Annotated in this window: 30 protein-coding genes; 17 read left to right on the top strand and 13 right to left on the bottom strand. The window is 37.2% G+C overall.

Going from position 1 to position 25,873, the window contains the following annotated elements:
* Nucleotides 1–330 precede the first annotated feature (330 nt).
* The 3 genes from BS85_RS0108390 to BS85_RS0108400 are packed head-to-tail and all read right to left on the bottom strand — an operon-like array spanning nucleotide 331 to nucleotide 2,325.
* Complete coding sequence (locus tag BS85_RS0108390; RefSeq protein WP_026944390.1) at nucleotides 331–1,221, bottom strand: LysR family transcriptional regulator; 891 nt, start codon at nucleotides 1,219–1,221, stop codon at nucleotides 331–333.
* A 10-nt stretch (nucleotides 1,222–1,231) separates the two neighbouring features.
* Entirely contained in the window at nucleotides 1,232–1,807 is a 576-nt protein-coding gene (gene rsmD / locus BS85_RS0108395; protein WP_026944391.1) for a 16S rRNA (guanine(966)-N(2))-methyltransferase RsmD, read from the bottom strand.
* Nucleotides 1,804–2,325, bottom strand: a complete 522-nt coding sequence (locus BS85_RS0108400) for a hypothetical protein (RefSeq protein ID WP_026944392.1) — start codon at nucleotides 2,323–2,325, stop codon at nucleotides 1,804–1,806. The genes rsmD and BS85_RS0108400 overlap by 4 nt, the downstream gene beginning before the upstream one ends.
* 158 nt (nucleotides 2,326–2,483) lie before the next feature.
* Between BS85_RS0108400 and aroQ the strand changes: the two genes are divergently transcribed.
* The 14 genes from aroQ to BS85_RS0108470 all read left to right on the top strand — a co-directional run bounded on the left by aroQ (nucleotide 2,484) and on the right by BS85_RS0108470 (nucleotide 12,687).
* Nucleotides 2,484–2,978, top strand: coding sequence for a type II 3-dehydroquinate dehydratase (aroQ, locus tag BS85_RS0108405; RefSeq protein ID WP_026944393.1), 495 nt, complete (start codon nucleotides 2,484–2,486; stop codon nucleotides 2,976–2,978).
* A gap of 17 nt (nucleotides 2,979–2,995) precedes the next feature.
* A complete protein-coding gene (locus tag BS85_RS0108410) occupies nucleotides 2,996–4,054 on the top strand; it encodes a M24 family metallopeptidase (RefSeq protein ID WP_026944394.1) in 1,059 nt (352 codons plus the stop codon).
* Between the two features lie 137 nt (nucleotides 4,055–4,191).
* On the top strand, nucleotides 4,192–4,719 hold the full coding sequence (gene folK, locus BS85_RS0108415) for a 2-amino-4-hydroxy-6-hydroxymethyldihydropteridine diphosphokinase (protein ID WP_084310266.1): 528 nt from the start codon (nucleotides 4,192–4,194) through the stop codon (nucleotides 4,717–4,719).
* Complete coding sequence (flhF, locus tag BS85_RS0108420; protein WP_026944396.1) at nucleotides 4,716–6,149, top strand: flagellar biosynthesis GTPase FlhF; 1,434 nt, start codon at nucleotides 4,716–4,718, stop codon at nucleotides 6,147–6,149. The genes folK and flhF overlap by 4 nt, the downstream gene beginning before the upstream one ends.
* A 1-nt stretch (nucleotide 6,150) precedes the next feature.
* Entirely contained in the window at nucleotides 6,151–7,008 is an 858-nt protein-coding gene (locus BS85_RS0108425) for a P-loop NTPase (protein WP_026944397.1), read from the top strand.
* 18 nt (nucleotides 7,009–7,026) lie between these two features.
* The gene (locus BS85_RS0108430; RefSeq protein ID WP_026944398.1) at nucleotides 7,027–7,422 is read left to right on the top strand and encodes a hypothetical protein; all 396 of its coding nucleotides are present in this window, start codon (nucleotides 7,027–7,029) and stop codon (nucleotides 7,420–7,422) included.
* Nucleotides 7,406–8,110 (top strand): RNA polymerase sigma factor FliA, encoded by a 705-nt coding sequence (locus tag BS85_RS0108435; protein ID WP_026944399.1) that lies wholly within the window; start codon nucleotides 7,406–7,408, stop codon nucleotides 8,108–8,110. Before BS85_RS0108430 ends, BS85_RS0108435 begins: the two co-directional genes overlap by 17 nt.
* Nucleotides 8,103–9,164: a flagellar motor switch protein FliM gene (gene fliM, locus BS85_RS0108440; RefSeq protein WP_026944400.1), complete on the top strand. Its 1,062-nt coding sequence runs from the start codon at nucleotides 8,103–8,105 to the stop codon at nucleotides 9,162–9,164. The genes BS85_RS0108435 and fliM overlap by 8 nt, the downstream gene beginning before the upstream one ends.
* Nucleotides 9,165–9,172: 8 nt before the next feature.
* Entirely contained in the window at nucleotides 9,173–10,024 is an 852-nt protein-coding gene (gene fliY, locus BS85_RS0108445) for a flagellar motor switch protein FliY (RefSeq protein ID WP_026944401.1), read from the top strand.
* A gap of 37 nt (nucleotides 10,025–10,061) precedes the next feature.
* A complete protein-coding gene (gene hemW / locus BS85_RS0108450) occupies nucleotides 10,062–11,135 on the top strand; it encodes a radical SAM family heme chaperone HemW (protein WP_245596323.1) in 1,074 nt (357 codons plus the stop codon).
* Between the two features lie 15 nt (nucleotides 11,136–11,150).
* Nucleotides 11,151–11,594 carry a Holliday junction resolvase RuvX gene (gene ruvX / locus BS85_RS0108455; RefSeq protein ID WP_026944403.1) on the top strand — a complete coding sequence of 148 codons (444 nt, stop codon included), beginning with the start codon at nucleotides 11,151–11,153 and terminating at the stop codon, nucleotides 11,592–11,594.
* Between the two features lie 48 nt (nucleotides 11,595–11,642).
* Nucleotides 11,643–11,765, top strand: coding sequence for a hypothetical protein (locus BS85_RS12105; RefSeq protein ID WP_281173582.1), 123 nt, complete (start codon nucleotides 11,643–11,645; stop codon nucleotides 11,763–11,765).
* Between the two features lie 163 nt (nucleotides 11,766–11,928).
* Nucleotides 11,929–12,156: an alginate O-acetyltransferase AlgX-related protein gene (locus tag BS85_RS0108465; RefSeq protein WP_156938114.1), complete on the top strand. Its 228-nt coding sequence runs from the start codon at nucleotides 11,929–11,931 to the stop codon at nucleotides 12,154–12,156.
* Between the two features lie 282 nt (nucleotides 12,157–12,438).
* Entirely contained in the window at nucleotides 12,439–12,687 is a 249-nt protein-coding gene (locus BS85_RS0108470) for a hypothetical protein (RefSeq protein WP_156938115.1), read from the top strand.
* Between the two features lie 42 nt (nucleotides 12,688–12,729).
* Here the strand turns inward: BS85_RS0108470 and BS85_RS0108475 are convergent, their stop codons facing one another.
* Both BS85_RS0108475 and BS85_RS0108480 read right to left on the bottom strand, forming a co-directional pair.
* Nucleotides 12,730–14,124 (bottom strand): chemotaxis protein CheX, encoded by a 1,395-nt coding sequence (locus tag BS85_RS0108475; RefSeq protein ID WP_026944406.1) that lies wholly within the window; start codon nucleotides 14,122–14,124, stop codon nucleotides 12,730–12,732.
* A 20-nt stretch (nucleotides 14,125–14,144) separates the two neighbouring features.
* Nucleotides 14,145–15,038 carry an OmpA family protein gene (locus BS85_RS0108480; RefSeq protein WP_026944407.1) on the bottom strand — a complete coding sequence of 298 codons (894 nt, stop codon included), beginning with the start codon at nucleotides 15,036–15,038 and terminating at the stop codon, nucleotides 14,145–14,147.
* 132 nt (nucleotides 15,039–15,170) lie between these two features.
* Here BS85_RS0108480 and BS85_RS0108485 point away from each other — a divergent pair, with 132 nt between their 5' ends.
* From BS85_RS0108485 to BS85_RS0108495, 3 genes are read left to right on the top strand one after another with little or no spacing between them, the layout of a single operon-like run.
* On the top strand, nucleotides 15,171–15,929 hold the full coding sequence (locus tag BS85_RS0108485) for an NAD+ synthase (protein WP_026944408.1): 759 nt from the start codon (nucleotides 15,171–15,173) through the stop codon (nucleotides 15,927–15,929).
* A 9-nt stretch (nucleotides 15,930–15,938) separates the two neighbouring features.
* Nucleotides 15,939–17,069 carry a DegT/DnrJ/EryC1/StrS family aminotransferase gene (locus BS85_RS0108490; RefSeq protein WP_026944409.1) on the top strand — a complete coding sequence of 377 codons (1,131 nt, stop codon included), beginning with the start codon at nucleotides 15,939–15,941 and terminating at the stop codon, nucleotides 17,067–17,069.
* Nucleotides 17,069–17,998, top strand: a complete 930-nt coding sequence (locus BS85_RS0108495; RefSeq protein ID WP_026944410.1) for a tetraacyldisaccharide 4'-kinase — start codon at nucleotides 17,069–17,071, stop codon at nucleotides 17,996–17,998. The genes BS85_RS0108490 and BS85_RS0108495 overlap by 1 nt, the downstream gene beginning before the upstream one ends.
* Here BS85_RS0108495 and BS85_RS0108500 read toward each other — a convergent pair.
* From BS85_RS0108500 to asnB, 8 genes are all read right to left on the bottom strand, one after another.
* Nucleotides 17,975–19,213 (bottom strand): multidrug effflux MFS transporter, encoded by a 1,239-nt coding sequence (locus BS85_RS0108500; RefSeq protein ID WP_026944411.1) that lies wholly within the window; start codon nucleotides 19,211–19,213, stop codon nucleotides 17,975–17,977. The two genes, BS85_RS0108495 and BS85_RS0108500, sit on opposite strands and share 24 nt — an antisense overlap.
* 219 nt (nucleotides 19,214–19,432) lie before the next feature.
* Complete coding sequence (locus BS85_RS11615) at nucleotides 19,433–19,687, bottom strand: hypothetical protein (protein ID WP_169734704.1); 255 nt, start codon at nucleotides 19,685–19,687, stop codon at nucleotides 19,433–19,435.
* A 6-nt stretch (nucleotides 19,688–19,693) separates the two neighbouring features.
* Nucleotides 19,694–20,473 (bottom strand): flagellar biosynthetic protein FliR, encoded by a 780-nt coding sequence (gene fliR / locus BS85_RS0108505; protein WP_026944412.1) that lies wholly within the window; start codon nucleotides 20,471–20,473, stop codon nucleotides 19,694–19,696.
* 36 nt (nucleotides 20,474–20,509) lie between these two features.
* The gene (locus BS85_RS0108510) at nucleotides 20,510–21,148 is read right to left on the bottom strand and encodes an ABC transporter ATP-binding protein (protein WP_211246909.1); all 639 of its coding nucleotides are present in this window, start codon (nucleotides 21,146–21,148) and stop codon (nucleotides 20,510–20,512) included.
* Between the two features lie 7 nt (nucleotides 21,149–21,155).
* Complete coding sequence (gene tsf, locus BS85_RS0108515) at nucleotides 21,156–22,223, bottom strand: translation elongation factor Ts (protein ID WP_026944414.1); 1,068 nt, start codon at nucleotides 22,221–22,223, stop codon at nucleotides 21,156–21,158.
* Between the two features lie 9 nt (nucleotides 22,224–22,232).
* The gene (gene rpsB, locus BS85_RS0108520; RefSeq protein WP_026944415.1) at nucleotides 22,233–23,027 is read right to left on the bottom strand and encodes a 30S ribosomal protein S2; all 795 of its coding nucleotides are present in this window, start codon (nucleotides 23,025–23,027) and stop codon (nucleotides 22,233–22,235) included.
* A 201-nt stretch (nucleotides 23,028–23,228) separates the two neighbouring features.
* On the bottom strand, nucleotides 23,229–24,011 hold the full coding sequence (locus BS85_RS0108525; RefSeq protein ID WP_026944416.1) for a HesA/MoeB/ThiF family protein: 783 nt from the start codon (nucleotides 24,009–24,011) through the stop codon (nucleotides 23,229–23,231).
* Complete coding sequence (asnB, locus tag BS85_RS0108530; RefSeq protein ID WP_026944417.1) at nucleotides 24,002–25,864, bottom strand: asparagine synthase (glutamine-hydrolyzing); 1,863 nt, start codon at nucleotides 25,862–25,864, stop codon at nucleotides 24,002–24,004. The genes BS85_RS0108525 and asnB overlap by 10 nt, the downstream gene beginning before the upstream one ends.
* Nucleotides 25,865–25,873 lie beyond the last annotated feature (9 nt).

Consider the following 25,873-nt stretch of genomic DNA (forward strand, 5'->3'; position numbering starts at 1 on the left):
TAAAGAAATTAGAAAATCCATTAAGATATTTGTTGTTCTTAATGATTTCCTGCTTAGTTGTCAAAGATCATTTTAACTTCTGATTGTATCATTTAAAGTTAAAGAACATTTTTACAAATCCATTAAGACTGACGCTTTATAAACTAAAGACTAAAAACTTTTAAACTCTATCAATTAAACTTTTAAAATCCTAAAACCCTATATTAGGCTTTTAAATCTTTTAAACTTTAAAACTTCAAGTTACAAGCTTTTTAACCCGTTTAAGAAAGAGAAAGTTAAAAATTTGCAAAAAAGGAAGTGGAATTATATCTAAGAAAGCTTAAGGGGAGGTTAAAGGGGGGATACATATTCTTCAAATTTTGCTATCATCTCATTGTGGGGTTGGCTTTTACGTTTAAGGGAATAGAAATGATAATCCAAGGCAAAATCCTTGATTTGGACGGGAAAGAGGATTTTATTTTCTAACTCTTCTTGAATAGCAATTTTGGAAAATATAGAGAGTGCATTTTCATAGATAATAAGATTTTTAATGGCAGTTGTGCAATTTAGCTCAAGAAAGATTGGAATCTCAACCCCTTGTTCTGCTAAAGCGTTTAAAAAAAACTTGCGTTGTTCTGATCCGTATTCACGCAAAACCCAAGTTTTATCCAATAAATCTTGAATCTTTCTAGTGCGTGAAGCTAAAACAAAATCGTTACTTGCCACCACTAAAGAATCTGTATATACCATCTCACTGATTAATCCTTCTGATTTTGCGTATGCAGCAGAAATTTTACCCTCAACAAAGGCTAAATCTGCTTCTCCGTTTTTGATTAACTCAAAACACTCTTTTGTATCAAAAATCTGTAATTTTATTTTAGCTTTTGTATGCGCCTTAGCAAACTCAAAAATCATTCTAGGCAGAAAATATTCCCCGATTGTATGCGTTGCAACGATATTTAGCTCTCCTATAATCTCTTGCGACTCCATACTCTCTAAGCCCTTAAGGCTTACATAATAGCTTTGCACCACTTCAAGCCACATTCCCCCTAATAACAATGCTCTAGAAGTAGGTACAAGCTTCTTGCCAATGCGTTCAAAAAGTTGGATTCCTACAAGCCTCTCCAAACGTTTAACAATCATTGAAACATTAGGTTGCGTGATAGAAAATTTCTGGGCTGTCTGTGTCGGGCTTTTACTTTTCAATAAATCCAAAAATATTTCTAAATCTCTAATCCTCATTTTACGCCCTTTATCCAAAATAGCTTAAGGAGCTTTTGCCAAATTTTCTACTTTTTATCAAGCCAAAAGAACCAATATTTGCAGGAATCGCAAGTGATGAGATATGCTCTAACACAATCAACTCAAAGAGGCTTTTATCCAAATTTGCTATCATTTGATAACATTTTTCATAAATATCTTGCATATTTTCACGCGAATGAAAAGGCGGGTCAATATAGCCAATGCAAGGATATTGCAAATCTTTAAATGCAAAAGGATAGTGCTGAAAGGTATCGCCAAAAATGACACGATAATTTTCTCCATTCTTGCAAATGGTTTGTAAATTGAATCTTAAAACATCGCAAGCGGCTTGGTCTTTTTCAAAAAATAATGCAAAATGCGCTCCACGACTAATAGCTTCAATTCCTACACTACCGCTTCCCGCAAAAAATTCTATAAAATTTACCCCAAAAATACTATGACTTAAAGTATCAAAAAAAGATTCTTTTAAAATCGCTTTGGAGGAACGCGTAGTTTCTAAAGAAGCCATTTGCAATTTGCGCCCTTTGTAGATTCCGCCCAATATTCTAAGCGTAGGCTTATTCATATCTTTTTATCCCCATAATGTTTTAAAACTATCTCTTCAATTTCTCTAGCGTAACGGAGCAAAACTTCTTCTATTTTAGCACTCAACACAGAATCCCTAGGAGTAAGTTGGCTTGAAGTTTTTGTTGGGACATTAGAGAAACTCGCATCCTCAAAATGGGAAGATTCTACTATTTTGGGAATATCAAAACTAACACTTGAAACATTTGTTGCCTTGATAAATCTCTCTTCTTGTTCCCCTGAATAAATTTCAGAATCTTCATTTCTTGATTCTTTCATTGTTCTGCCCCTTACTTGCCTCTCAAAAGTTTCTAGCTCTTGCAATAAGAGTTCTCGCGTAAAGGGGATTTTAAGGTTTGCACCTTCAAAATCACCGATTAAAAATACCGGCTTTTGCGATTCCACAGGCTGTGTTGCCACAACAAAATCACAAAGCTTATAGCTGGTTAAATATTCTTTTAAATACATTTCCAAACTTCTATCTAGCAACAAAGAATCACAAATGAGTGCAATTTTCATCTCTTTAAGCGTTCCATTTTCTTAAAATATTTTGTCAATTATAGCGGAATCTTGACAAAAATTTGAGAATTTTTGCCTAAAGATAAAGTATAAAAATTTATATTTTAGAATCTTTTTTGCTATAATTTAAAAATTTTTAAGCACACAAGGAGCAAACAATGAAAGTAATGGTAATCCAAGGTCCAAACCTTAATATGCTAGGAATCCGAGACCCTCGCATCTATGGAGCAGCAAAGCTTGAAACCATTCATCAAAACATCAAACAACACGCCGAACAAATGGGCTTAGAAGTAGATTTTTTCCAAAGTAATTTTGAAGGCGAAATTGTAGATAAAATTCAAGAATGTTTGGGACAATACGATGGAATCATCATTAATCCCGCTGCGTATTCACACACTTCTGTTGCAATCCGCGATGCAATTTCTGCAGTGAATTTACCAACTATTGAAGTGCATATTAGCAATATCCACGCAAGAGAGGATTTCAGACACAAAAGTTTAACTGCAGCAGTTTGTGCAGGGGTAATTGCAGGGTTTGGTCCAATGGGCTATCATCTTGCATTGCAGGGATTAGTTCAAATTCTAACAGAGCTAAACGCAATAAAAGAAGCACGCAAACAAGCCACCAATCAAAGCGCACAGCCACAACAATAAATCTTTTAGGAGGGCAAATGGAAAATTTTATCATCAAAGACGAAAATGCCCTTTATTTTGAAGTGGGTTATAGTTGTGATAACGCGCTATTTTTAGCCTTTGGAGATGAAGGATATTTCATTACCGATGGACGCTATGCCACCGAAGCCAAAGAAAACATAAAACAAGATAAATTTGCAGTAGAAATTCTCATTTCTAGCGATTTGGTGCGTTCAGCGCGTAAGATTCTAAAAAAATACGAAAAGCTTCAAACGCCCAAAACGCAAGTAATTTACAATCCATTAGAGTTTTCTGTTTGGACATTTGAAAAACTCACAAAAGATTTTTTGATAGACTTTTTGCCCAAACCAAACTTCCACCAAAAAAAACGGATTATAAAAGATAAGTCAGAAATTGCTTTAATTCACCACTCTCAAAAATTAAATTTTAAAGCTTTTGCCAAGTTTGCACAATTCTTGAGCCAAAAAGGCTTGCATTGCAAGGAATCGTATTTGCACTACAAGGCACAGGGCTATTTAACCCAAAAAGGTGCATTTGATTTGAGCTTTAACCCCATTGTTGGAATTAACAAAAATGCAGCAAAGCCCCACGCCTTACCCTCTAATGACAAATTGCAAAAAGGCGACTTATTGCTTTTGGACGCGGGGTTAAAATACAAACGCTATTGCTCGGATATGACGCGCACAGGATATTTCAGAAAAAATGAAATCCATTTCTCAAAAGAACAAAAATTTAAAAATGCGCAACTGCAAAAAATTTACGATATTGTCTTAAAGGCGCAAGAAGTAGCGATTAAGGGTGCAAAGCCCGGAATGTTAGCCTCTGAAGTGGATTCTTTAGCGCGTAATGTGATTGATAAAGCAGGGTATGGCAAATACTTTGTGCATTCCACAGGACACGGAATCGGGCTTGATATTCACGAGCTACCAATCATTTCGCAAAAATCTCAAACTATTCTACAAGAGGGAATGGTATTCTCCATTGAACCGGGGATTTACATTCCAGATTTTTATGGTGTGCGCATTGAAGATTTGGTTGCATTAGATAAAAATGGCGCACATATACTTGGAATTTGAAAATGGAATCTTTTGCTTTCAATACAGATTTGCCAATAAAACCAAAAAGGAAATCCTATTGTCCTAAAAAAATTGCCCAAAAAAGCTCCCATTACTTTGGAATCAAAACTTATCAACAAATAAAAATAGGCTCTAATATGACATCTTTTATTCCTGCGATTCCTTTGTGTAAAACACAATTTTTTGCATTGCATAAAATTCCACGATTCTATTTTGTGCGCTCCCCTAATCCTTATTGTGCATTTAAAGCATATAAAAAACTAAAAAACTATGCCATTTTAGGAGTTGGAGCAAATTGCGGAGAATGTTTGGTAACATTTTGGAAGCTTTTTTACAAGTTAAAAAATAAAAATGCTATAATTTCTATTTCATCTATCTTAAAAAATCCGGCTTTTGGTTATACTGCACAAGCAGATTTTTATAATGCGATTTTATGGATAAAAACTAGGCTTGGTTATGCGGATTTTTGGAGCTTGTGTGCATATTTAGAACGAAGCTTTGGACGGAATCGCAAACGCCCCTTTAAAAATGCACCGCGCACACTAGATATTGATATTATTGGTTTTAAAAATCAATATCTCAAATTTAAACATTTGCAAATTCCGCATATTGCGTGGTCTCAAAGACTAAGCGTTAGGATTCCATTATTAGAGAGGAGAGTATGAAGTTATTTACTTACGCAGGAGAAAGCTCAACTGCAGCACTAGCACTAGCAAAGAAAGAACTTGGCGATGAGTTTTCAATCATCTCACAAAAAAAATTAAATGATGGGAGTTATGAAATTTCTGTTGCCATCAGTGAGGAAGACTTGAAAGAAGCACAAGCTAAAGCTGAACAAGAAAAACAAAGAAATGATGCTTTGGTTACAAAAAACAACAATATTGCAGACCGCCTAGAACTCATCGCACAAAAAGAGATTGAGCGCAAACGGCTTGCGCAAAATGCACCCACGCTTCCAGAAGATGTTTCCTTGCAACTCTCCGATGCGGTGCGTCAAATCTCACAAATTGCGGGTGTTGCTAGTAAGATTCCTCCAAAATCTCCCTATCCACAAATCACTAAAGAATCCGATTCCACTAATCCTGCCAACAAAGAAGCCCCAAAAGAAAAAGAGCAAAAATCAAAGGAAAACAAAGAATCCCAAACAGAAAACAAAAAGAAAGATTCCACATTAGAATCCAATGATTTGCGCATTATACGCGGCGAAATTGATAGGCTAAACGATAAGCTAAAATTGATTCAAAATATGTTTTGGGAGGAGAGAGGACCTAAACGCGATGGTTTGATTATCCCGCACGAATTTGCAGAGATTTACAGAATCACCAAAGCAAGTGGTATGGCAAAGGAGCATTTGGAGAAAATTATGCAACTCACCTTAGAGTTAATGCCGATTAAAATGCGTGAAAACTCTGTGCTTATCAAGCGATATTTTAGAGAGGTTTTGCGCAAAATGGTGTATGCAAGGGCAGAGAATCTAAGCAGCAATGCAAAAAATATTATGATGCTAGTGGGTCCCACAGGTGTGGGAAAAACAACCACTCTTGCAAAACTTGCCGCGCGTTATTCTAGGCTGCTGAATAAAAACTACAAAGTGGGAATCATCACATTAGATACTTATAGAATCGGTGCGGTGGATCAGCTAATGTTTTATGCAAAAAAAATGAAACTAAGCATTGATACGGTGGTGGATACAGAGGAGTTTGTCAATGCGCTAGATTCCTTGAAATATTGTGATTATATCTTGATTGATACGGTGGGTAGCTCCCAGCACGATAGAGCAAAGTTAGAATCCCTAAAAAGCTTTGTCAATGCCGACCCAAATACAAAGATTGATGTCAGCCTTGTAATGAGCGCGACAACAAAATATGAGGATTTAAAGGACATTTACCATACTTTTTCTATGCTTGGGATTGATACTTTACTCTTTACAAAACTTGATGAAACGCATAGTTATGGAAATATTTTCTCTTTAATTTATGACACCAAAAAGCCGGTGAGTTACTTCTCTATCGGGCAGGAAGTGCCTAATGATTTGAATGTTGCAACCAGCGATTTCTTGATTGATTGTTTGCTTGATGGTTTAATTAAGGGCTAAGATGAAAAACCAAGCGGCAAACTTAGATCTTCTTGTGGAATCCCCAAAAGCTTCTAGCACAAAGTTTATCACGATTACAAGCGGCAAAGGTGGGGTGGGAAAATCCACTTTTAGTGCGAATCTTGCCTACAAGCTTTGGCAATTAGGCTTTAAAGTTGGAATCTTTGATGCGGATATTGGACTTGCAAATTTGGATATTATGTTTGGAGTGCGTTGCGAAAAAAACCTCTTGCATGTCTTGAAAAACCAAGCAAAGCTTAAGGATATTATTGTCCCCATAGAGCGGAATCTCTATTTGATTCCGGGCGATTCAGGCACGGATATTTTTCGCTACAAAAGCGAATTTATGTTTGAAACACTCATTGAGGATTCTGCATTTTTGGACGGATTGGACTTTGTCATTATTGATACAGGAGCAGGAATTGGGGAATACACACAAACCTTTTTGAAAAATAGTGATGAGGCGATTGTCATTACGATTCCAGATCCTGCAGCAATCACAGACGCATACGCAACCATTAAACTTGCGGCAAACTTTAAAGAGCGCATTTTTATGCTCATTAATATGGCAAAAAACAACGAGGAAGCACAAATGATTTTTCAAAAAGTGCAAAAAATCGCCCAAACAAATATCGGCAATGTGAAGCTAGAACTCATTGGAAAGCTAACTAAAACAAACCTCATTAATTATTACAGCAAGAATCGCGGAATCTTTGTGAAAATGGAGCCAAACGCTGCACCCTCTTTAGAAATTGAGGAGATTGCAAGAAACCTTGCGAAAAAATTGGAACGAAATGTGCTAGTGCAAGAAGATAAACGATTTGGTAGATTCTTAAAAAAGATTCTAGGTCATTTTTAGGAAACAGAAGGAAACAAAATGTCTTTAAAAATGGATAATTTCTTAAGTTTTGCGATTGTAAATGGATTTTTTATCGGACTCTTATTATCCTTTTTGAAATTTGATGACCCCGAAATGATTGTAGTAGGCACACTCGTTTCTACGATTGGATTTTACTTAATCACCCTCGTAAGTGTTTCATTGTTTGTGCGATTCTTAGGCGATCAAGAACATACGATTAAAAAACCTGCTTACAACGACTTGCTAGAAGAATACATTGATGAGTTTGATAAACGCGAAAAGATTACCAACAAGATTCGTGGATTCTTGCGCACAATGGAAAAAACAATGCGTGAAGACGAGGAGGAGGAAGCACGAACACATAAAAACAAAAAGCACGAAACAGAAAAGACCACCTATGTTGATGACTTCTAATGGCTACCAAACCGCATTAAAGCAATCCCAAGATTCTCTAGCACTAGACTATCTACCTGCCCTCAAGGCTATGGCGTTTCGCCTCAAAGAGCGATTGCCTGCGAGTGTGGATTTTTCTGACTTGGTATCTGTTGGCACAGAGGAGCTTATCAAACTAGCGCGTAAATACGACAATAAAATCAATGATTCTTTTTGGGGCTATGCAAAACCGCGTGTGCAAGGGGCTATGCTAGACTACTTGCGCAGTTTAGATAACATTTCACGTCAAACGCGCACATTGATTAAACGCATTGACAAAGCAGTTGCAGTTTATTATAATGAACATCAAGAGGAGCCAGACAACGCTTATTTGAGCAAGATTTTAGAAGAAGATGAAGACAAAATCAAAGAAGCAAGAATTGCTGGAGAAATCTATGGAGTAATGCCCTTAGATGACCAATTAGGTTTAGGAAGCGAAGAAACATTAGAACGAGTAGAAAAAGAAGAATTAATTGGAATCATAGAGCAAATTTTAGAGCAAGCCACAGAAAATGAACAGCTCGTGATTCAACTTTATTATTTTGAGGAATTAAACTTCAAAGAAATTAGTGAAGTGATGGAAATTACAGAATCAAGAGTTTCACAATTACACAAGGCTGTGATTCGCAAGATTCGTCAATACCTTGAGGAAGGGGGATTTAATGGCTGATATTCTAAGTCAAGAAGAAATTGATGCGTTATTAGAAGTTGTAGATGATGATGGTACAGAGCCAGAAACAATAGAAAAGCCGACAAATGTCGTCCAACAACATCAAATTACACTCTATGACTTCAAGCGTCCAAACCGCGTTAGCAAAGAGCAATTAAGGGCTTTTCGTGGAATCCACGATAAAATGGCGCGTTCCTTATCCTCTCAAATCTCTGCGATTATGCGTTCCATTGTAGAGATTCAGCTTCACAGCGTGGATCAAATGACTTATGGAGAATTTTTGATGAGTTTGCCAAGCCCTACAAGCTTCAATGTTTTTTCTATGAAGCCACTTGATGGCACAGGGGTTTTGGAGATTAACCCAAGCATTGCATTTCCAATGATTGATAGGCTTTTGGGCGGTAAAGGCGATCCCTATGAATCCACGCGTGAATTTAGTGATATTGAATTAAACTTGCTAGACACAATTTTGCGTCAAATGATGCAGAATCTCAAAGAGGCTTGGGGTCCTGTTACAGAGATTTTTCCAACGGTAGATGTGAAAGAATCTAGCCCCAATGTCGTGCAAATTGTTGCACAAAACGAAATCGTTATTATGGTGGTTATGGAAATTATCATCGGACATAGTAGTGGTATGATGAACCTCTGTTATCCTGTTATTTCCCTAGAATCCGTGCTTTCGCGTCTTGCAAGTCGGGATATTATGCTAAGCGAAACAAGCTCTAAAAAATCCCGCAACAAAGAATTGCAAGCACTTTTAGGGGGCGCAAAGGTGAATGTTGCAGCAATGCTTGGTGAGACAAAACTCAATATGCACGAAATCTTGGATTTAGAAGTGGGCGATATTGTGCGTCTTGACCGCCCGGCAGATGACACCGTCATCATTAATGTAGATGGACGCGAGAAGTTTTTGGCAAGTATCGGGCTACATCGTTACCGCAAAACCATAGAAGTGAAAGAAATGATTAAAACAGAAAAAGATCAAGTAAAAGAAATCCTAGAGATGCTTGAAACACAACGCAAATCTAGGGCTAATGAAATTGAAGAAGATTAGGAGTCAATATGCTAAATGATTTTTTAAAACTCATTATCCAAGAAACAAGCGCAACCATTGAGGGTTTGCTCGGACAAGCACCAGAAGTAAGCCATATTGAGGCGCAAGATGGCAAAAATGATTCCATTAAACCCCCAATGGCAAAGATTGATATTAGCACAGATGATGGTGCAACACTTGCTCTCTTTATCTCTCCCAAAGTTGCCACAGCTCTAGCGGATATGATGTTAGGGGGCGAGGGAGAGAGTCAAGACTCTATGAGTGCAGACGATTTGGATGCCACAAAAGAAATTGCTTCCAATATTTTTGGGGCAATCTCTACATCGCTTGGAGGACAAAAAGAGCTACCAAAGCTTAGTTTTACCCTTAACAATATCAACTTCTTAGCTGATGGTGATTTGGGTCTTTCTCAATTTAGGGGATTCTATACTTTTGGCTTCCATATTGGTTCTGTGCAAGACTATTTATATTTTGCATTTTCTAGCGCATTTGAAAATCATTTCAACCCAAATGCAGCAGCAAGTCCTGCTCCAACAGATACCGCAGGTGGTGCAAACAGCAGCGAAAGACCCGCAAAAGTAGAGCTAAATAATTCTGAAATGAAAAATATGGCAATGCTCTTAGATGTGCGCCTACAAGTAAAAGTGAGAATCGGACAGAAAAAAATGCTTCTTAAAGATGTCATTGCGATGGATATAGGAAGCGTTGTGGAATTAAATCAACTTGCTAATGACCCGCTAGAAGTGTTAGTAGATGACAAAGTGATTGCTAAAGGCGAGGTTGTCATCGTAGATGGAAACTTTGGAATCCAAATCACCGAAATTGCCCCAAAAAAAGACAGAATAGAACAACTTTTATAAGGAATCACACATTAAGTCTTTTGAATTTTCTCTTTATTTGCACATTCCCTTTTGTGATAGCAAATGTGGATATTGCGCTTTCAACTCTCAAACGAGCAAGAATCATCTAAAAACAACCTATATGAAAACTTTAGCAAAATACCTATCCTATAAATTAGCAACTCTAAAAGAAACAACAAAAATTAAAATCACTTCTGTTTATATTGGTGGCGGGACTCCAAGCACAATAGAATCTCATCTTTATGAACCAATATTTAAAGAATTTTTGCCCCTCTTACAACCAAAAGCCGAAATCACCATTGAAGCCAATCCCAACTCTTTAAGCCAAGAATGGCTCAACACACTCCAAAGCTTTGGAGTCAATCGCTTAAGCTTAGGCGTGCAAAGCTTCAATGACAAAAAACTTATCTTTTTGGAACGCAACCACAAAATGGAATCCACTTATAACGCTATGGAAACAGCATTAAAGGCGGGTTTAACAAATCTCAATATTGATTTAATCTACGGAACGCCTTTATGCAATGTAGAGCTTTTAGAGTATGAATTAGAAACTGCTTGTTCTTTGCCTATTAACCATATTTCAGCTTATCACTTAAGCCTAGATAAGGGAAGTAAATTTTATCAAAAGGCAAACAAGGAATCCTTTGGTGGTTTAATGGATTCCGATGAGGAATTTGGTGAATTCCTAAGCATAGGACATTTTGTAAAATCTTTTTTGCAAAAGCAAGGCTTTACACAATACGAAGTAAGCAATTACACCAAAACTCACCCCTCTTATCATAATCTTAGCTATTGGGAAGGCAAAGAATATTTGGGAATCGGGGCTGGTGCAGTAGGCTATGCAAAAGGTGTGCGCACGACAATGCCAAAAAATATTGAAAAATTTTTGTCAGGATTCTATGAAGAAAAAGAGGTTTTAAATACGCAAGAAAAACTCTTGGAGCATTTGTTGTTAGGATTCCGCTCCTGCGTTGGCGTTAAAAGAGAAAAAGTCCCCAATACACAGAATCTCAAAATTTTGCTAGAGGAGCATAAGGTAGAAAAGAGGGGGGAAAGAATATATGCAAAAGATTATTTCTTGGGTGATGAAATTGCCTTATTTGTCAGTTAATAATAGGAAAAACAAATGCAAATCATCTTAGCTTTAGACATAGGCTTAAAGAGAATTGGAGTAGCAAAAGCAATCCAAAATATCCCTTTACCCCTGCCTCCAATTTTTCGCAAAAATCGCAACCAAGCAGCACAAGAAGTAAATCATCTGATTGTAAAATCTAAAGCCGATGTGTTAGTTGTTGGAATCCCTATACAAGATTCTACTTCCATTTTTGATTCCAACGATTCTATTTTAACAATGCAACGTAGGATTCAACATTTTGTTAGCCTACTTACTCTTCCACCTCATCTTAAAATTGTCTTTTGGGACGAAAGCTTCAGCTCCTTTGAAGCATTGCAAAGGCTAGAGGATAAAAAATCTCGCAAAAAAGCACATAGCAAAGACGGGAGCTTGGATTCCCTAGCCGCTCTTGTGATTTTAGAAAGGTTTTTAGAACGCAATCACCTTAATTCTTAATTTTTTTTGAAAATTTGGATAAAATTCCACAAAAAAACAAAGAATGCGATGAAGACAAACGATATAAAGGCGATTCAACAATTCCAACAAAAACAAATCCACGCCCTCTTGCAAGAAAAAGAAAAGTTTGGTAACTTTCAAAAATCAATTCCAACTCTTACAATCCTTTAGGCAGGAGCTTAAGCCCTTTTATAGGTGGAAATTATGGGATAGATTTGTAGGATACAGGAACAAAAAATCAAATCTGGAGATTTTATAGACCACCATATTACAGCTTATTTTGCTCCTTTTTGCTTTCAAGCAAAAAGTTGGGGGGGGGGGCAAAAGAAGCCCTGTGGAACATATTGTTAGGCTTAGTAATGCCCTCAAAACAAATCAAATGCTCTTTATTTATGTTTCTCTCCCTTTAAAACTTAGTGTTTATCCTGAATTGGTAGCAAGAGATTCTACCTTTTTAATGGGTGCTTCCACTTTGCCACAATTCAGGCAAATGTACTTGGAGCTTTTGCAAGAAGGTGTAGAAGTAATAGATTTTTTCCCAACTTTTATGAAGGCAAAATAGGATTCTTCAATTCCTCTTTTTGACCTCACGCACAATATTTCGCAAGAGGGTGCTAGAATTGTTGCTCAAGCAGTTGCGGACCATATTAAAGAAACGAGTGATTTCGCTCCCAACGAGAATCTACAAGCCTTAAAAGAAACAGCAAAGCAAACTATTCTTAAAGACAAAAAGCCTTATATTGTCAAAAATAATTTGGATTCTCCTTTTTGCATTTTTGGAAATTGCAATCTACAAGCATTTCACGAAAAAGGCAGTGGAATCGCATCAAATCTAGCGTTCTATTTGCAACACAACATAGATTATTTGGGTAGGAAATTAATCTTTTGGGGTGGAGAGAGTGAAAATTTTGATAAAGAAACTTTCCAAGAATGCTGCAAAAGAGAAATTGCTATTTGCATTAGTTTTCTTACCGGTTCGTTTGTCCGTACATCTGCAATTCACAGCAAAACAAAGAAAAAAATGCTATGGGATATTTTAAGAGGAAAGCAAAAGCTTACGCAAAAATGGAGCACACTCACACTAGAACCATAAAAAAACTAATGACAACCTTTAAGATTCCATAAAAATATTTTATTAATGTGCCAAAAATAAGACTAAGGATTTATTGTTTAAAAGCAAATTGATTTGCACACCTTGTTTCCCAGATAACATTTGTTCAATCTCATCTTCGTTTCTAAAGGCTTTTGGCAAGGAGATTCCAATGGAAATATCGTGTTCAGCAAGAACTGCTTTAGAGCGACCTGCGATAATGTTTGTAAATTCCGAGATTACATCCAACAACTCTTCATCACTTTGGGATTCTTCACCCAAAAGCATCATACTTGCCTCTTTCACGATTGCTTTGCTAAAACACAAAGCTACGATTCCATTCACATCGCCCTCAAAAGCAATCATTGCCGCCATAATATCCGCTTGATTGCTTTTATTATATTTTGTTACTTTATAATCCGTGCGCTTTGCTTCGCCACCTGTTAAAGAAGACAATGTTTCAATTGCTGCATTAACAAAAACGGGTAATTGAGCCACCAAATGCTTGGTTAATCCTTGGGTTTTCTTTGTAGCAGACTGGTGGGCTTTAGCGAACTCTTTAATTTTTGGATCATTAGTGCATTTATCCACACTCTCAAAAAACAAAATATTACTACGCGCACAAAGCTCTTGTTTGCTGTGGTCTAAAGGAACTTTTAACCCACAAATTGCAATACAAGCTTCAAATTTTGCATTATTCAGTGCCAAAGACATAATAAAGTCAATCACTGCCACATTGAAGTCTTTTGTATCACTTGCATCAAAAATAAATACTTTATAACCATCTCTTAAACGCGCATTATGCGCTTGGATATTAAAAAATAATGAAATATTTTTATCCGCTTTTTTATAGAGTGTGTAAGTTACGATTCCATTCTTGATAGTAATAGGAATAAAGTTATTGGTTACATCAAAATAAATATCATACAAATAAATGGCTTTGTCAAGATATTGACGCCGTTTATCCATAAATTCTTCATCACTATTAACACAAATAACATCATACCCTTTAGCGGTAAGCTCACGCGAAATAAGTGTTTGCATCATACCATCAACATCGTAATAGATGATACTCTGATTCAATGGAGGAATTTTTAGTCCAAGTAAAAGATTTGCCATATGTTCAGTGCGAAAGAGTGGCAAACTCTTGTTTGGAAACAAAGATTTCAATTTAGGAAACTGCGCATCATTATAGCCTACAAACGCCACTGCAATACTGACTTTATTCTGCATTGCAAGCAAGGCTTTAGCGACAAGAATTGTGGCTCCTTCATCAAACTGCGCGATATGCTCAAATGAAAAATAAACAGCCTTTAGCGCAAGCGAACGAATCGTTGCGCTATTGGAAATAAGCACTCCACAAATTTCTTTGGCTTCCTTCATTTCTAAGCACACATCTGGTGCATAAACAGCAATATCGTGTTTGATAACAGGTCTCAACCCTAAAATCCCCTTAAACTTTATTTAGTATAGACTTCTGCCTCAACTCTTCTGTTTTGCTTTCTGCCCTCTTTTGTGGCATTATCTGCGATTGGTTTTGTCTCGCCATAACCTCTAGCATCTAATCTATCAGCAGCAATTCCCTCTTCTATGATTTTATTCTTAACTGCTGTTGCGCGACGTTCAGATAATTTTTGATTATAAGCTGGATTTCCTGTGGAATCCGTATGCCCATTAATAATTGCTGTTTGATTTGGATTTTGCTTCATATACTCTGCAAAATCTGCAATCTCTGCATTATACTCTGGTGCAATATTTGTAGAATCAAATGGGAATTGAACAGAGAATGTATGAATGTGAGATAATGCTGGTTCTGGAGTTGGTGCTGGTGTTTCTGCTTGTGCATAAACTCCAAATGGAATCGTAAATCCAACCATTGCAATCACATCACTGCGTCCATCAAAACTAGCCAAATGGCGAATTTCTGTTTTTAAATGAAGGTATTGCGCAACTTCGTGTCGTAATCCCACACCATATTGCCCAAAAAAGTCGCTGTCCATATTCTGGAAATTGCTACTTAAATCCTCATACCCAAGACCTCCCAAAACATAGAGGGAAGTTTTGTCCCATACATCAAACTCTTTAACGAGATTCATATAATAACGATTAATATCTGTAGATTGATTTCTTTCGCTACCTTTTGCGCTATCTGCGCGATCATAACCAATCTCTGCAAGCACACTTGGCGCAATACGACTAGCAAATTTTAAGCCATAACTTAATTCTGCACTATCTTTATAGCGGTCATTATCAATATGGAAAGTGCCACCAACCTGTGGTGTAATTTCAAACAAATTATTAGCCGCAAAAAGTGAGCCACTTAGCACAAGTGAAAGTGCAAGAAACTTTTTCATATTTTTCTCCTTTAAGCAAAATTAAAACCTATATTATATCTAAAAAATGAGATATAATATAGGTTTGATGAAAATTTTATATTTATTTTTAAATCCAAAAATAAACATTATCCAAAATAAAGGCAATTTAAAATGAGAGATTTTGAGGCAATCAAGCAAAACCTTATCCAATTTCTTATCGCAAGAGTTCAAGAAAAGGGCTTTGATTCTGTTGTATTTGGGTTAAGTGGCGGGATTGATTCTGCGGTCGTTGCGCGTCTTTGCCAACTTGCTTTTCCTAAAAGTCATCAAGCACTTTTAATGCCCTCTAAACAATCCTCTAAAACAAGTTTAACCCATTCATTGGAGTTGTGTCAAAAGTTTGGAATCTCTTATCAAATTCTCCCTCTCAATCAACTTCAAAACGCCTTTGAATCTACTTTGCAAGGATTAGATTCCACGCCCTTACGATTAGGAAACCTTTGCGCAAGACTGCGAATGGTATATTTATACGATTATGCTTTTGCCAATAATGCTTTAGTAATTGGGACAAGCAACAAAAGTGAAATCTTGCTTGGTTACGGCACAATTTATGGCGATTTAGCCTGTGCAATCAATCCAATTGGCAATCTTTATAAAACAGAAATCTATGGACTAGCGCACTGCTTAAAAATCCCAAAAAATATTATAGAAAAAGCACCAAGTGCAGATTTATACGAGGGACAAACCGATGAACAAGAGTTGGGATTCTCTTATGAAGTGTTGGATAAAATTATGTTACTATTAGAGAGAAATGTAGATGAAGAGGAGATTCTACAACAAAAGCTACCCAAAGACGCATTAAAGTTAGTTAAAGATAGAATTTTGCGTTTTGGATTTAAGCGCAAAATGCCAGAAATTGCTCAAATATAAGGAAAAACTATGCGAAATATCCCCTATTTTATTCCAGACATTACAGAAGTAGAGAAACAAGCAATTTTAAATGTGTTAGAAAACCCAAGCCATAATATCGTTTTAGAGCTTGAAAAAGAATTTAAACAATACATAGGCGTTCCATACGCCATTGCTGCAGTTAGTGGAACAGCGGCTTTTCATTTATGCCTGTTTGCAATGGATTTAAAACGTGGTGATAAAATCTTGTGTCCCGTAAATTGCCATCCTAGTTTTCCAGAGATGATTCGGCATTTTGATGCAGAACCTATTTTTGTAGATATTGAAGAGGATACCTTTTTGATTTCTCTACAAAAATGCAAAGAAACTTTGGAAAAAGTTGGGAATAAAAAATTGCGCGCCATTATTGTGAGCCACACTGCGGGACAAGCTTGTGATATAGAGCCTTTTTACCAACTTGCAGAACATTATAATATTAAAATCATTGAAGATGCCACAATGGCATTGGGATTAACCCAAAATGGTTTTAAAATAGGTTCTCGTTATAGCTTTGCGACTATTTTTAGTATTGTGTTAGATTCTGCAAACCCAGTTGCACAAGCGGGTATGCTCACAACACAAGATGAAAAACTCGCCTCACAAGCAATACTATTGCGTTATCACGGAATCGTAAGCGAAAAAATTACTAGCACACGCCCACAATATCTTTATGATGTAGTTGGGATTGGAAACAAATACAACATCAGCTTTCTTGATACGGCACTCTGCTTAAGTCAATTAAAACGGATTGATTGCATTATTAAAAAGCGTCAAGAAATCGCTAAATACTACATTCAAACATTATCTGATGCTCCTCATCTCTTTATGCCAAGCATTAAATCCGAGCATATCTTTTTTCATTTTATTATTAAAATAGATAAAAATCGCGATCATTTTGCTCGTGAGCTAAAAGAGTGCGGCATAGAAAGCGCATTGCATTTCGTGCCATTGCATTTATTAAGTTACTATAAAAATAAATATAAATACAAGATTAGCGATTTTCCTATTTCACTCAAAAATTATCAGCAGATTTTAAGTTTGCCAATTTATAGCGCAATGCAAAAGGAAGATATAGACTATGTTTGCAGACAGGTTTTGCGTCTTGCGAGTGAGCGTGTTTAATGCGTGGGATTGAACGATATTTTTTTGCACCAAGCACCCCACAAAAAATCCTTGCCTTTTGCCTTTTGCCTTTTAGCGTTCTTTATTGTGCTATCGCTACTTTAAAGCGTAAATTTGCGCGTTTTTATGATTTTGAGATTCCAATTATTAGCGTAGGAAACCTTGTTTTAGGTGGTAGTGGCAAGTCTCCCTTTATTATAGAAATTGCAAAGGATTATCAAGAATCTTGTGTGATTTTACGAGGTTTTGGGCGCAAGAGCAAGGGATTAAAAATTGTCAGCATTCAAGGCGATATTCAAGCCGATGTGCAAAACGCAGGAGATGAAGCAATTATGATCGCTAAAGCCTTAAATCATTCTAGCGTTATCGTGAGTGAGAATCGCAAACAAGCCATTTTAAAGGCTAAAGAATTAGGAGCTAAAGTAATTTTTTTAGATGATGGATTCCGCTTTAATTTCAAAAAATTAAATATTTTGCTTCAACCAAAGCTAGAACCTTACTTTGATTTTTGTATCCCAAGTGGTGGCTATCGCGAACGCAAAAGTGCCTATAAAAGCGCGGATATTTTAGCCAAAGAAAGCATAGATTATGAGCGCAAAGTGCAACTACTCTCTCCCACAAAAAGAATGTTGCTTCTCACAGCAATCGCAAATCCTTCCCGACTGGACGATTATCTACCCAATGTGGTAGGAAAAATTATCTTAAAAGACCATTCCTTTTTTGATAAAACCACAATCTTAGAAGAATACGCAAAGCTAAATGCAACCTCCTTATTGGTTACGCCAAAAGATGCAACCAAACTTGAAGAATTTGGGCTACCGCTTTCTATTTTACATTTGGAAATCAAGATTAACCCTGCAATCAAACAAAGCATTCAAGACTATATCACAAAAGAATCTCAAAGCTTATTTTCGCAGAATAAAGCCTAAGAATTTCTTTTTATATCTGCGTACTTCTCTAGCATTGAGTGAAAAGTAGATTCCACAAGCCAAAAGCAAACAACACGCAATAATCAAAGCCAAAGGAAAAGGCGTGTTTGCCTCTAAAGCCCCCACAATAAAGGAAATCGCCCCCGCAAACACAAATTGCACCATTCCCAAAACCGCTGAAGCACTCCCAGACATTTGCTTAAAACGCGCCATTGCCAAAGTTGTCGTATTGGGTGCGATAAAACCATTCATTCCAAGCATTAAAAACAAAAGAATCTCAAAAGGCAAGAATCCCAAATCCAACCAACCCACTACAATCAATGCTAAAGCAATACCAAGCATCACAACAAACGCATAAGGCAACACCGCATAAGGCGAATATTTACGCACAATTCTTGCATTAATATTGGCAAAAATCATAAAACTAAGGGCATTCACACCAAAAAGGATTCCATAGTTTTTTTCGCTTAAACCAAAATATTCTCGGAAAATAAACGATGAGCCTGTAATATAGGCAAAAATCGTTGCCATAACAAAGCTAAAAGATAAGACATAAATGCGAAATCTGCGGTCTTGCAAGATATGAAAATAATTTAGCATAATGGCTTTAAAGTTTGGTTTCACACTCTGTGCGGATTTTTGCTCTTTAATCCCAAAGATGATAAAAATTAAAAGCAGAATCCCAAGCGCAAAAAGCGTTACAAAAATGCTTTGCCACGGAAAATAATCTAGCAAAAATCCCCCAAATACAGGGGCTAACATCGGTGCTAAACTAGAAACAACCATCATTAACGCAAAGGCACTCGCGGCTTCTTTAAGCTCAAAATTATCATTGATAATTGCACGCGCAATCACCACTCCCGCACAACCGCCAAGTGCCTGTAAAAAACGCCAAGAGATAAAACTATCCACGGAATCAAAACTAATGCACGCGATACTTGCGACAATAAAAAGTGTAACTCCAACATAAAGAGGTTTTTTGCGTCCATAAACATCACTTAAAGGTCCATAAATTAACTGCCCAAACGCAAAAGCGATGAAAAAGACGGCAAGAGAGAGTTGCGTATAAAAGGGCGTGGTTGCAAAGCTTTTCTGCACCTCCCCAAGTGCTGGTAAATACATATCCGTAGTCAAAGGAGCAAGACTAGACATAAAGGCTAAAATGATGATGAGTTTCGTCTTTGCAAAACCTTGATAAGTTGTAACTTTTTGCATAGAAAATCCTAAATTTTCTCATTTTAAAAAACGATTATAATGCTTAAAATTTTAGGAAAAAATTAATCAACCTTTTGTTTTGGGGATTCCATTTTGAACAATGGATTAAATGCACTAAGGACGCAGCAGTCATTGCAAATGAAGTGTAGCAAAATGAAGCAATCCATAATCTAAGCAACCAAAAACGCTAACAATGGAATCTTTAAAGCAGTAGAATCCTTAAAGCAATCCAAAATTGTAGATTACCACGAAATACTGCGTGTTTCTCGCAATGACGGAATAGTTGGCTTTTATTTTATGCAAGATTATGGATTGCCACGATTCTACCAATGCAGAATCTCGCAATGACGGAAGAATATGCTTTAAAGGCAAATTTGCATTATGGACTGCTTCGTCCTTCGTTTTGCACATTCCTTGTAATGACACAAGGGGGAATAACGTAGCAGTTAGCGTTTTGTCATTGCCCCGATTCAAAAAAAGCTAAAAAGTAGTTTGAAATAGAATCGTTAGCGCGTCAAATGCGCTTAAAAATTCGCGCTTAAAATGCAAGATGATTGCAGGAATAATAACAATCAAAACAGCAAAAGCCACCGCAATTTTCACAGGAAATCCAATGGCTAGCAGGTTAAATTGCGGGTGCGCTTTCATAATCATACCAAAAATAATATCGCTTAACAAAATTAAGGCGATAATAGGAAAAGACATCGTAAGCCCAATCACAAAAAGGTGCGCAAAAGACTTGACAATGTATTCTATATAATTTTGCGAATACATAAACCCGCCAAGCGGAATCTCTTTGATACTTTCTCCCACAAAATAAAAGAACAAATGGTGATAATCAAGCCCCAAAGCAATGAGCAGAGCAAGAAGTGTAAGCAGTTGCCCCACGATAGGCTTTTGCGCACCAGTGATGGGGTCATACGCATTGGCAATCGTCAATCCCATTGCAAAAGAAATCAACTCCCCACCAAAGGAAATCATACCAAAGACAATTTGCAATGCCATAGAAGCAAGGAATCCGAGCATAATTTCTGAAAGTCCTGCAACAATAAAGCGCAAAATTGTCCAATTTGCAGGTGGCACAACATCTAAGAGGGGGATAAAAACAATCGTAAGCCAAAAAATGAGCGCACCCTTAATGGAATTGCTAATCATTTGGTTTTCAAAAAAAGGAAAAAACGCAATGATTCCCGCAAAACGCAAGAGTAGCAACAAAAAGTTTGCAACATTACCCTCTGTCAAATAAGCTAGAAGTTCCATTAATCAAGAATCTCTGTGAGCAAATCCCATTGCAGCCTAATCAGCCCGTTTTAATGTGGCATTCTCAAGCCTGTAAGCATACATTGCCTTTTTAGCTAAAATCGGGTCGTGCGTTGCAAAAACAAGCAAGGATTGTGTTAATTTCGCATAATCAAACAAAAGTTCCATTACACTAAAAGCCGTTTCTCTATCTAAATTCCCCGTTGGCTCATCGGCAAAAATAATTTTGGGTCTTTTAGTGAGAATCCTAGCAATAGAAAGCCGCTGCTGCTGCCCTCCGCTTAATGTGCCAATGTTTTGAGGGAGAATCTCTAAGATTCCAAACAAGCTTAAGAGTTCGTGGTCTATTTTTTCGCCACTCAAGAGGGACGCAACCTCTAAGTTCTCTTGTGCGTTAAATCCGGAAAACAAATAATGGGATTGAAAAATGATACCAATATCATTGCGCCTTAATGCAAGAAGCTTATCTGCAGGCAAACGATAAATATCATTACCCAATATCATTACTTCGCCACTTTGGGGCTTTTGGAATCCAGAAAGAATATGCAGAAGTGTACTTTTTCCACTTCCGCTCACACCCATAATAGAAAGTGTTTCTCCAGCTCCTAATTCCAAAGAAACATTTTCTAAAATTGGGCGGTCATACGCAAAGGATAAATTCTTGGCAACAAGCATTATAAGCTTAGCCTAATTGTGCCGCTACTTCATCTGCAAAGCTACAAGCTTGTTTCTCGATTCCCTCGCCAAGCTCAAAGCGCACATATTCCACGACTTCAATAGAATCTCCGAGTTCTTTGGATTTATCCGCTAAAACTTGTGCGATTGTTTTCTTGTCGTCCATTACGAAGAATTGTCCAAGTAGCGTAAGCCTTTGGTCTAAAATTGTAGAATCTGCTTTGAATCTCTCTAATTGTCCGGGCAAAATCTTATCCCAAATCGCTTCGGGTTTGCCTTGCGCTTTCAATTCTGCCTTCAAAGCTTCCTCTTGCTTTGCTAGAATCTCATCTGTTAGCTCTAGCTGACTAATGTATTGTGGAATCTTATGCAAAGGCTTTCCAAGTCTTTTTAGCTCTTCATTTTCTTTTTCAAGTTCCGCAATGATTGCTGTTTTTTCACTCTTAATGAAGTCTCTATCAAAGGAATGATAAGAAATCACTTGAGGTTTCATTGCCGCTGCGTGCATACAAAGATTCTTTGTAAAGTCCGCTAATTTTGCTGCATTAGCTTCGTTTTGGCATTTGAGTGCAATAATCACGCCCACACGCCCGTTAGAATGCACATAACCATTCACGATTCCACTACCTTGTGCTTTAATCTTTGCGATTCTACGCACAACAATATTCTCACCAATTTTTGCAATTTGAGACTTTAAGTATTCCTCAAATGTCGCTCCCTCAAGGGTTAAAGTGTGAAGCTCCTCTGCACTGGAAACATCAGAATCCTGCACCAATGCAATCGTCTTTGCGCTTAGCTCTTTGAAGCCGTCATTTTTAGCAACAAAGTCTGTCTCGGAGTTAATCTCTGCCATACTCACTTTTTTGAAATCAGGAGAAACTTTAAGGCTAATTGCACCCTCTGCTGCTACTCTATCAGCCTTTTTTGCTGCTTTGCTAAGCCCTTTTTCTCTTAAGTATTCTACAGCTTTATCTAAATCGCCACCCACTTCTACAAGGGCTTTTTTGCAATCCATCATTCCCGCATCTGTCATATCGCGGAGTTGTTTTACGAGTTGTGCGCTAATCTCTGCCATTGCCTCTCCTTATTCTGCTTCTACACTTTTGGCGAAATCTTCTTCGCTCATTGCTTCCTCAAGCACTTCTTGTTTCTCCTCTTCACTCGCAGGTTCTACCACTTCAGATACCGGTGCTTCACCACCTGCGATTGCGCGTCCTTCTGTAATAGCCTCTGCCATTTCCTTGCAGAATAGTTGAATAGAACGAATCGCATCATCGTTTCCGGGAATTGGATAATCCACCATATCGGGGTCGCAGTTTGTATCCAACGGCGCAACCACAGGGATTCCAAGTCTTCTAGCCTCTGCCACAGCGATTTTTTCTTTTGCCGCGTCAATGACAAAAATCATATCTGGAGCTTTCTTAAGATGACGCACACCACCAAGATATTGCGTTAATTTCTCTTTTTTGCGCTGAATCATCAATTTTTCTTTTTTTGTTAGCAAATCAATTTGTCCGCTAGATTCCATTTCCTCAATGATTTCAAGCTTACGAATGGACTTTTTAATGGTTGAAAAGTTTGTGAGCATTCCACCAAGCCAACGATAATTCACATAAGGCGCATTCACACTATCCGCGTAAGCTTTAAGTGTCTCACTTGCTTGTTTTTTCGTCCCTACAAACATAATTGTCTTACCCTCTGCTGCTGCATCACGCACGATATTATAAGTGTAGCGAAAATAACGCAAGGTTTTTTGCAAATCAATGATATGAATATTCTTGCGCACACCAAAAATGTATTTTTTCATTTTTGGATTCCATCGTCTTGTTTGGTGTCCAAAATGCACACCGCATTCCAAAAGATCTTTCATTGTTACCATAGTATTCTCCTATTTGTTTTGGTTTTCCCTCCACGCTCCTTAAACGCTTAAATTCATTGCGCAACCTAAACTAGGATTAGCGTGTGTGAAATTTGATAAAATAAAAGGTGTTTATTTTACTAAAAAATTATTTAAATTTAGCTAAATTAAAGCTAAGCTTTTATTCGTGAGGATTTATTCCAAACAAATTCCATTGCACCACTATGCATACAAAGCGCTCTCCAATTTCTTGATTCCATTTATTCCACATACTCGGCAATTTGGATTACGCTTAATAGCAATTTTACGAAAATCCATTGAGCGAATATCACAAGTAAGCAGTTTATCAAAAAGAGGCTCACCCACTTCTGTGATAATCTTAATAACCTCTGCTGCTTCTAATATGCCAAACAATCCAGCTGTGGCACCCAGAATCCCCACACTTGCACCCGTTGGCATTTCAGTTGTTGGCGGAGAATCAAACAAACAAGAATAACACGCGCTTATTCTTGGCTTCACACTCATTACCTGACCACCAAAATGCAAGGCACTTCCGCGCACCAAAATCTTATTAGACAAGATACACGCATCATTAACAAGAAACTTGGAGGTAAAGGCGTCTGTGGCTTCTACTACCAAATCATAGGGCTTAATAACCTCTTGAATATTCTCTGCATTCAACCGATTTCTATAAACTTGCAAATTTAAATTTGGATTCAATGCAGTAAGCTTCTGAAATGCAGAATCTGCCTTGTTTTTTCCTAAATCTTGCATATTGTGCAAAACCTGTCTCTGAAGATTGCTTAAATCCACAACATCTCCATCGCAAATACCAAGATTCCCCACTCCAGCCGCCACAAGATAATAAAGCACACTAGAACCTAACCCACCAGCCCCGACTACAAGCACACTTGCAGATTTAAGCTTTTTTTGTCCCTCTATTCCAATCCCGCTCAATAAAATATTGCGATGGTATCTTTCTAATTCCTCTTTCTTTAATTCCATTGATTTTCCTTTAAATGTTGATTCCATATTTCAAGAGCAAATAAGCTCCACAGCATTTTTGCGCGTTTTTCTCTAGGATAAATTTGTGGCGCATTACAAAGCGATTCTATCAAACTTTTAGGCAAAAATTCGTGAGAAATTTTAGGATTTTGCAAACTATCTAAAATACACTCCTTAAGCTCCCCATCTACCCAAGAACTAAGAGGAACTTCAAAGCCCCTTTTAGGAGCATTCACAACTTCTTTGGCTAAATATTTTTGCGCTAATTTCCTCAATAAATATTTAGTTGTTTTCCCGCGCACTTTTAAATTATCCGCCAAAGTTGGTGCAAACTCCACTAAACCTTTAGACAAAAAGGGAGAACGCGCCTCTAAAGAATGCGACATTGTAGCAATATCCATTTTGGGCAACAAATCACACAAAAGCAAATGCGAAGAATCTAGGAGCAACATTTGCGAAAGAGGAGAATATCCACCCTCAAAAACTGCTTTTACCTCTGTTTGAAATCCTCGTAAAGATTCACTTTTAAAAGAATAGAATCCTGTAAAAATATCTGTACTTGCACTCAAGTAATATTCACTCACATCGCATTTATACGCTCCAGCCATTTGTAAAAGTCGGTAGAAATAATTATATAAAGATTGCTTGGATTGAGGGTTTGGAAGAAAATTTTTAACAAAAACAAAAGGCAAAACTTTAGGCATTAACAAATGCCCAACATACCGCCTATAACCACCAAACAACTCATCTGCTCCATCTCCATTTAAGACAACACTCAAATGCTCTCTTGCTGCTTTTGCCACATAAAAACTAGGAATCGCAGAACTATCAAAGAATGGACGCCCATAAGCTTGTAAAATTTTTGGCACATCTTGGGTTAAATTCGTGCTTATCCTTAAAACTTGATGAGAAGTGCCAAACTTCCTTGCCGTATTTTGCGCTAAAGACGATTCGTCCAATGCAGTTTTTTCAAAACTGATTGTAAAAGTGCGCAAATTGGGCTTCATTTGGGAAGCTAAAGCCACGATGAGAGAGCTATCAATCCCGCCACTTAAAAATGCCCCCACTTCCAAATCAGAGGATTCTATACGCATTTGAATACTTTGTTTAAGCAAATTCTCACAAATACCTAACGCCTCTTTTTCATCGTTTATTTTTGGCATTTTATAGCAGGATTCTAACTTAAAATAAGGTTTTAATGTTAAAGAAAAAGTATCCAAATCCAAGATGCCATAATGCGCATTTGGAATCGCAAACACATTTTGATAAGGTGCGCCATCTTGATAGAAAAAACCGCTTTGCAAATAAAAATTAATCGCATCAAAATCTATTTCTAAAGGCAATTTTAAAAGCTTGAGGATTCCACAAAGCGTATTTAATTCACTCGCAAAAACAAGTTTAGAATCTTTCCTGTAACAAAAAAGTGGCTTTTTGCCCATTCTATCCCGAGCAAAATAAAGTTTTTGATTCTTTTTATCATAAAGCACAAACGCAAACATTCCATCTAGCCGATTTAAATGCTCCAAAAAATCCTCTCCAAACTTGGCAAATAAAGCAAGAAGCGTCTCTGTATCGCTATGTGTTTTAAAGTCAAACTCCAAACCCTCGCGCAATGTCAGATGATTATAAATCTCCCCATTGAATATCAGAGACAGATCCTGATAAACCATCGGTTGGTGCGCTAAAGCACTTAAATCTTGAATGCTAAGACGCGCGTGAAAAAGCTGTAACAAACCGCCTTGTGTGGAATCGTAAAACATTCCCTTATCATCAGGTCCGCGATGCTGCATTAATCCATACACTTCATCTAAAGAAATTTTTGAACAATTTAAAGCACCCGCAATTCCACACATTCTACACTC

This window comes from Helicobacter rodentium ATCC 700285, from assembly GCF_000687535.1.
Taxonomy (GTDB): Bacteria; Campylobacterota; Campylobacteria; order Campylobacterales; family Helicobacteraceae; genus Helicobacter_D; species Helicobacter_D rodentium.

What these genes read in the sequence shown, in the direction of transcription:
- fliR (WP_026944412.1), bottom strand. Translation starts at nt 20,473, where the DNA reads ATGGAACTTCTAGCTTATTTGACAGAGGGTAATGTTGCAAACTTTTTG.
- BS85_RS0108480 (WP_026944407.1), bottom strand. Translation starts at nt 15,038, where the DNA reads ATGAAAAAGTTTCTTGCACTTTCACTTGTGCTAAGTGGCTCACTTTTT.
- BS85_RS0108510 (WP_211246909.1), bottom strand. Translation starts at nt 21,148, where the DNA reads ATGCTTGTTGCCAAGAATTTATCCTTTGCGTATGACCGCCCAATTTTA.
- fliY (WP_026944401.1), top strand. Translation starts at nt 9,173, where the DNA reads ATGCTAAATGATTTTTTAAAACTCATTATCCAAGAAACAAGCGCAACC.
- BS85_RS0108495 (WP_026944410.1), top strand. Translation starts at nt 17,069, where the DNA reads ATGCGTGGGATTGAACGATATTTTTTTGCACCAAGCACCCCACAAAAA.
- folK (WP_084310266.1), top strand. Translation starts at nt 4,192, where the DNA reads ATGACATCTTTTATTCCTGCGATTCCTTTGTGTAAAACACAATTTTTT.
- BS85_RS12105 (WP_281173582.1), top strand. Translation starts at nt 11,643, where the DNA reads ATGAAGACAAACGATATAAAGGCGATTCAACAATTCCAACAAAAACAA.
- BS85_RS0108430 (WP_026944398.1), top strand. Translation starts at nt 7,027, where the DNA reads ATGTCTTTAAAAATGGATAATTTCTTAAGTTTTGCGATTGTAAATGGA.
- BS85_RS0108425 (WP_026944397.1), top strand. Translation starts at nt 6,151, where the DNA reads ATGAAAAACCAAGCGGCAAACTTAGATCTTCTTGTGGAATCCCCAAAA.
- BS85_RS0108435 (WP_026944399.1), top strand. Translation starts at nt 7,406, where the DNA reads ATGTTGATGACTTCTAATGGCTACCAAACCGCATTAAAGCAATCCCAA.
- rsmD (WP_026944391.1), bottom strand. Translation starts at nt 1,807, where the DNA reads ATGAATAAGCCTACGCTTAGAATATTGGGCGGAATCTACAAAGGGCGC.
- BS85_RS0108525 (WP_026944416.1), bottom strand. Translation starts at nt 24,011, where the DNA reads ATGGAATTAAAGAAAGAGGAATTAGAAAGATACCATCGCAATATTTTA.
- flhF (WP_026944396.1), top strand. Translation starts at nt 4,716, where the DNA reads ATGAAGTTATTTACTTACGCAGGAGAAAGCTCAACTGCAGCACTAGCA.
- BS85_RS0108500 (WP_026944411.1), bottom strand. Translation starts at nt 19,213, where the DNA reads ATGCAAAAAGTTACAACTTATCAAGGTTTTGCAAAGACGAAACTCATC.
- BS85_RS0108490 (WP_026944409.1), top strand. Translation starts at nt 15,939, where the DNA reads ATGCGAAATATCCCCTATTTTATTCCAGACATTACAGAAGTAGAGAAA.
- BS85_RS0108485 (WP_026944408.1), top strand. Translation starts at nt 15,171, where the DNA reads ATGAGAGATTTTGAGGCAATCAAGCAAAACCTTATCCAATTTCTTATC.
- ruvX (WP_026944403.1), top strand. Translation starts at nt 11,151, where the DNA reads ATGCAAATCATCTTAGCTTTAGACATAGGCTTAAAGAGAATTGGAGTA.
- aroQ (WP_026944393.1), top strand. Translation starts at nt 2,484, where the DNA reads ATGAAAGTAATGGTAATCCAAGGTCCAAACCTTAATATGCTAGGAATC.
- rpsB (WP_026944415.1), bottom strand. Translation starts at nt 23,027, where the DNA reads ATGGTAACAATGAAAGATCTTTTGGAATGCGGTGTGCATTTTGGACAC.
- BS85_RS0108410 (WP_026944394.1), top strand. Translation starts at nt 2,996, where the DNA reads ATGGAAAATTTTATCATCAAAGACGAAAATGCCCTTTATTTTGAAGTG.
- BS85_RS0108400 (WP_026944392.1), bottom strand. Translation starts at nt 2,325, where the DNA reads ATGAAAATTGCACTCATTTGTGATTCTTTGTTGCTAGATAGAAGTTTG.
- BS85_RS0108390 (WP_026944390.1), bottom strand. Translation starts at nt 1,221, where the DNA reads ATGAGGATTAGAGATTTAGAAATATTTTTGGATTTATTGAAAAGTAAA.
- asnB (WP_026944417.1), bottom strand. Translation starts at nt 25,864, where the DNA reads ATGTGTGGAATTGCGGGTGCTTTAAATTGTTCAAAAATTTCTTTAGAT.
- tsf (WP_026944414.1), bottom strand. Translation starts at nt 22,223, where the DNA reads ATGGCAGAGATTAGCGCACAACTCGTAAAACAACTCCGCGATATGACA.
- fliM (WP_026944400.1), top strand. Translation starts at nt 8,103, where the DNA reads ATGGCTGATATTCTAAGTCAAGAAGAAATTGATGCGTTATTAGAAGTT.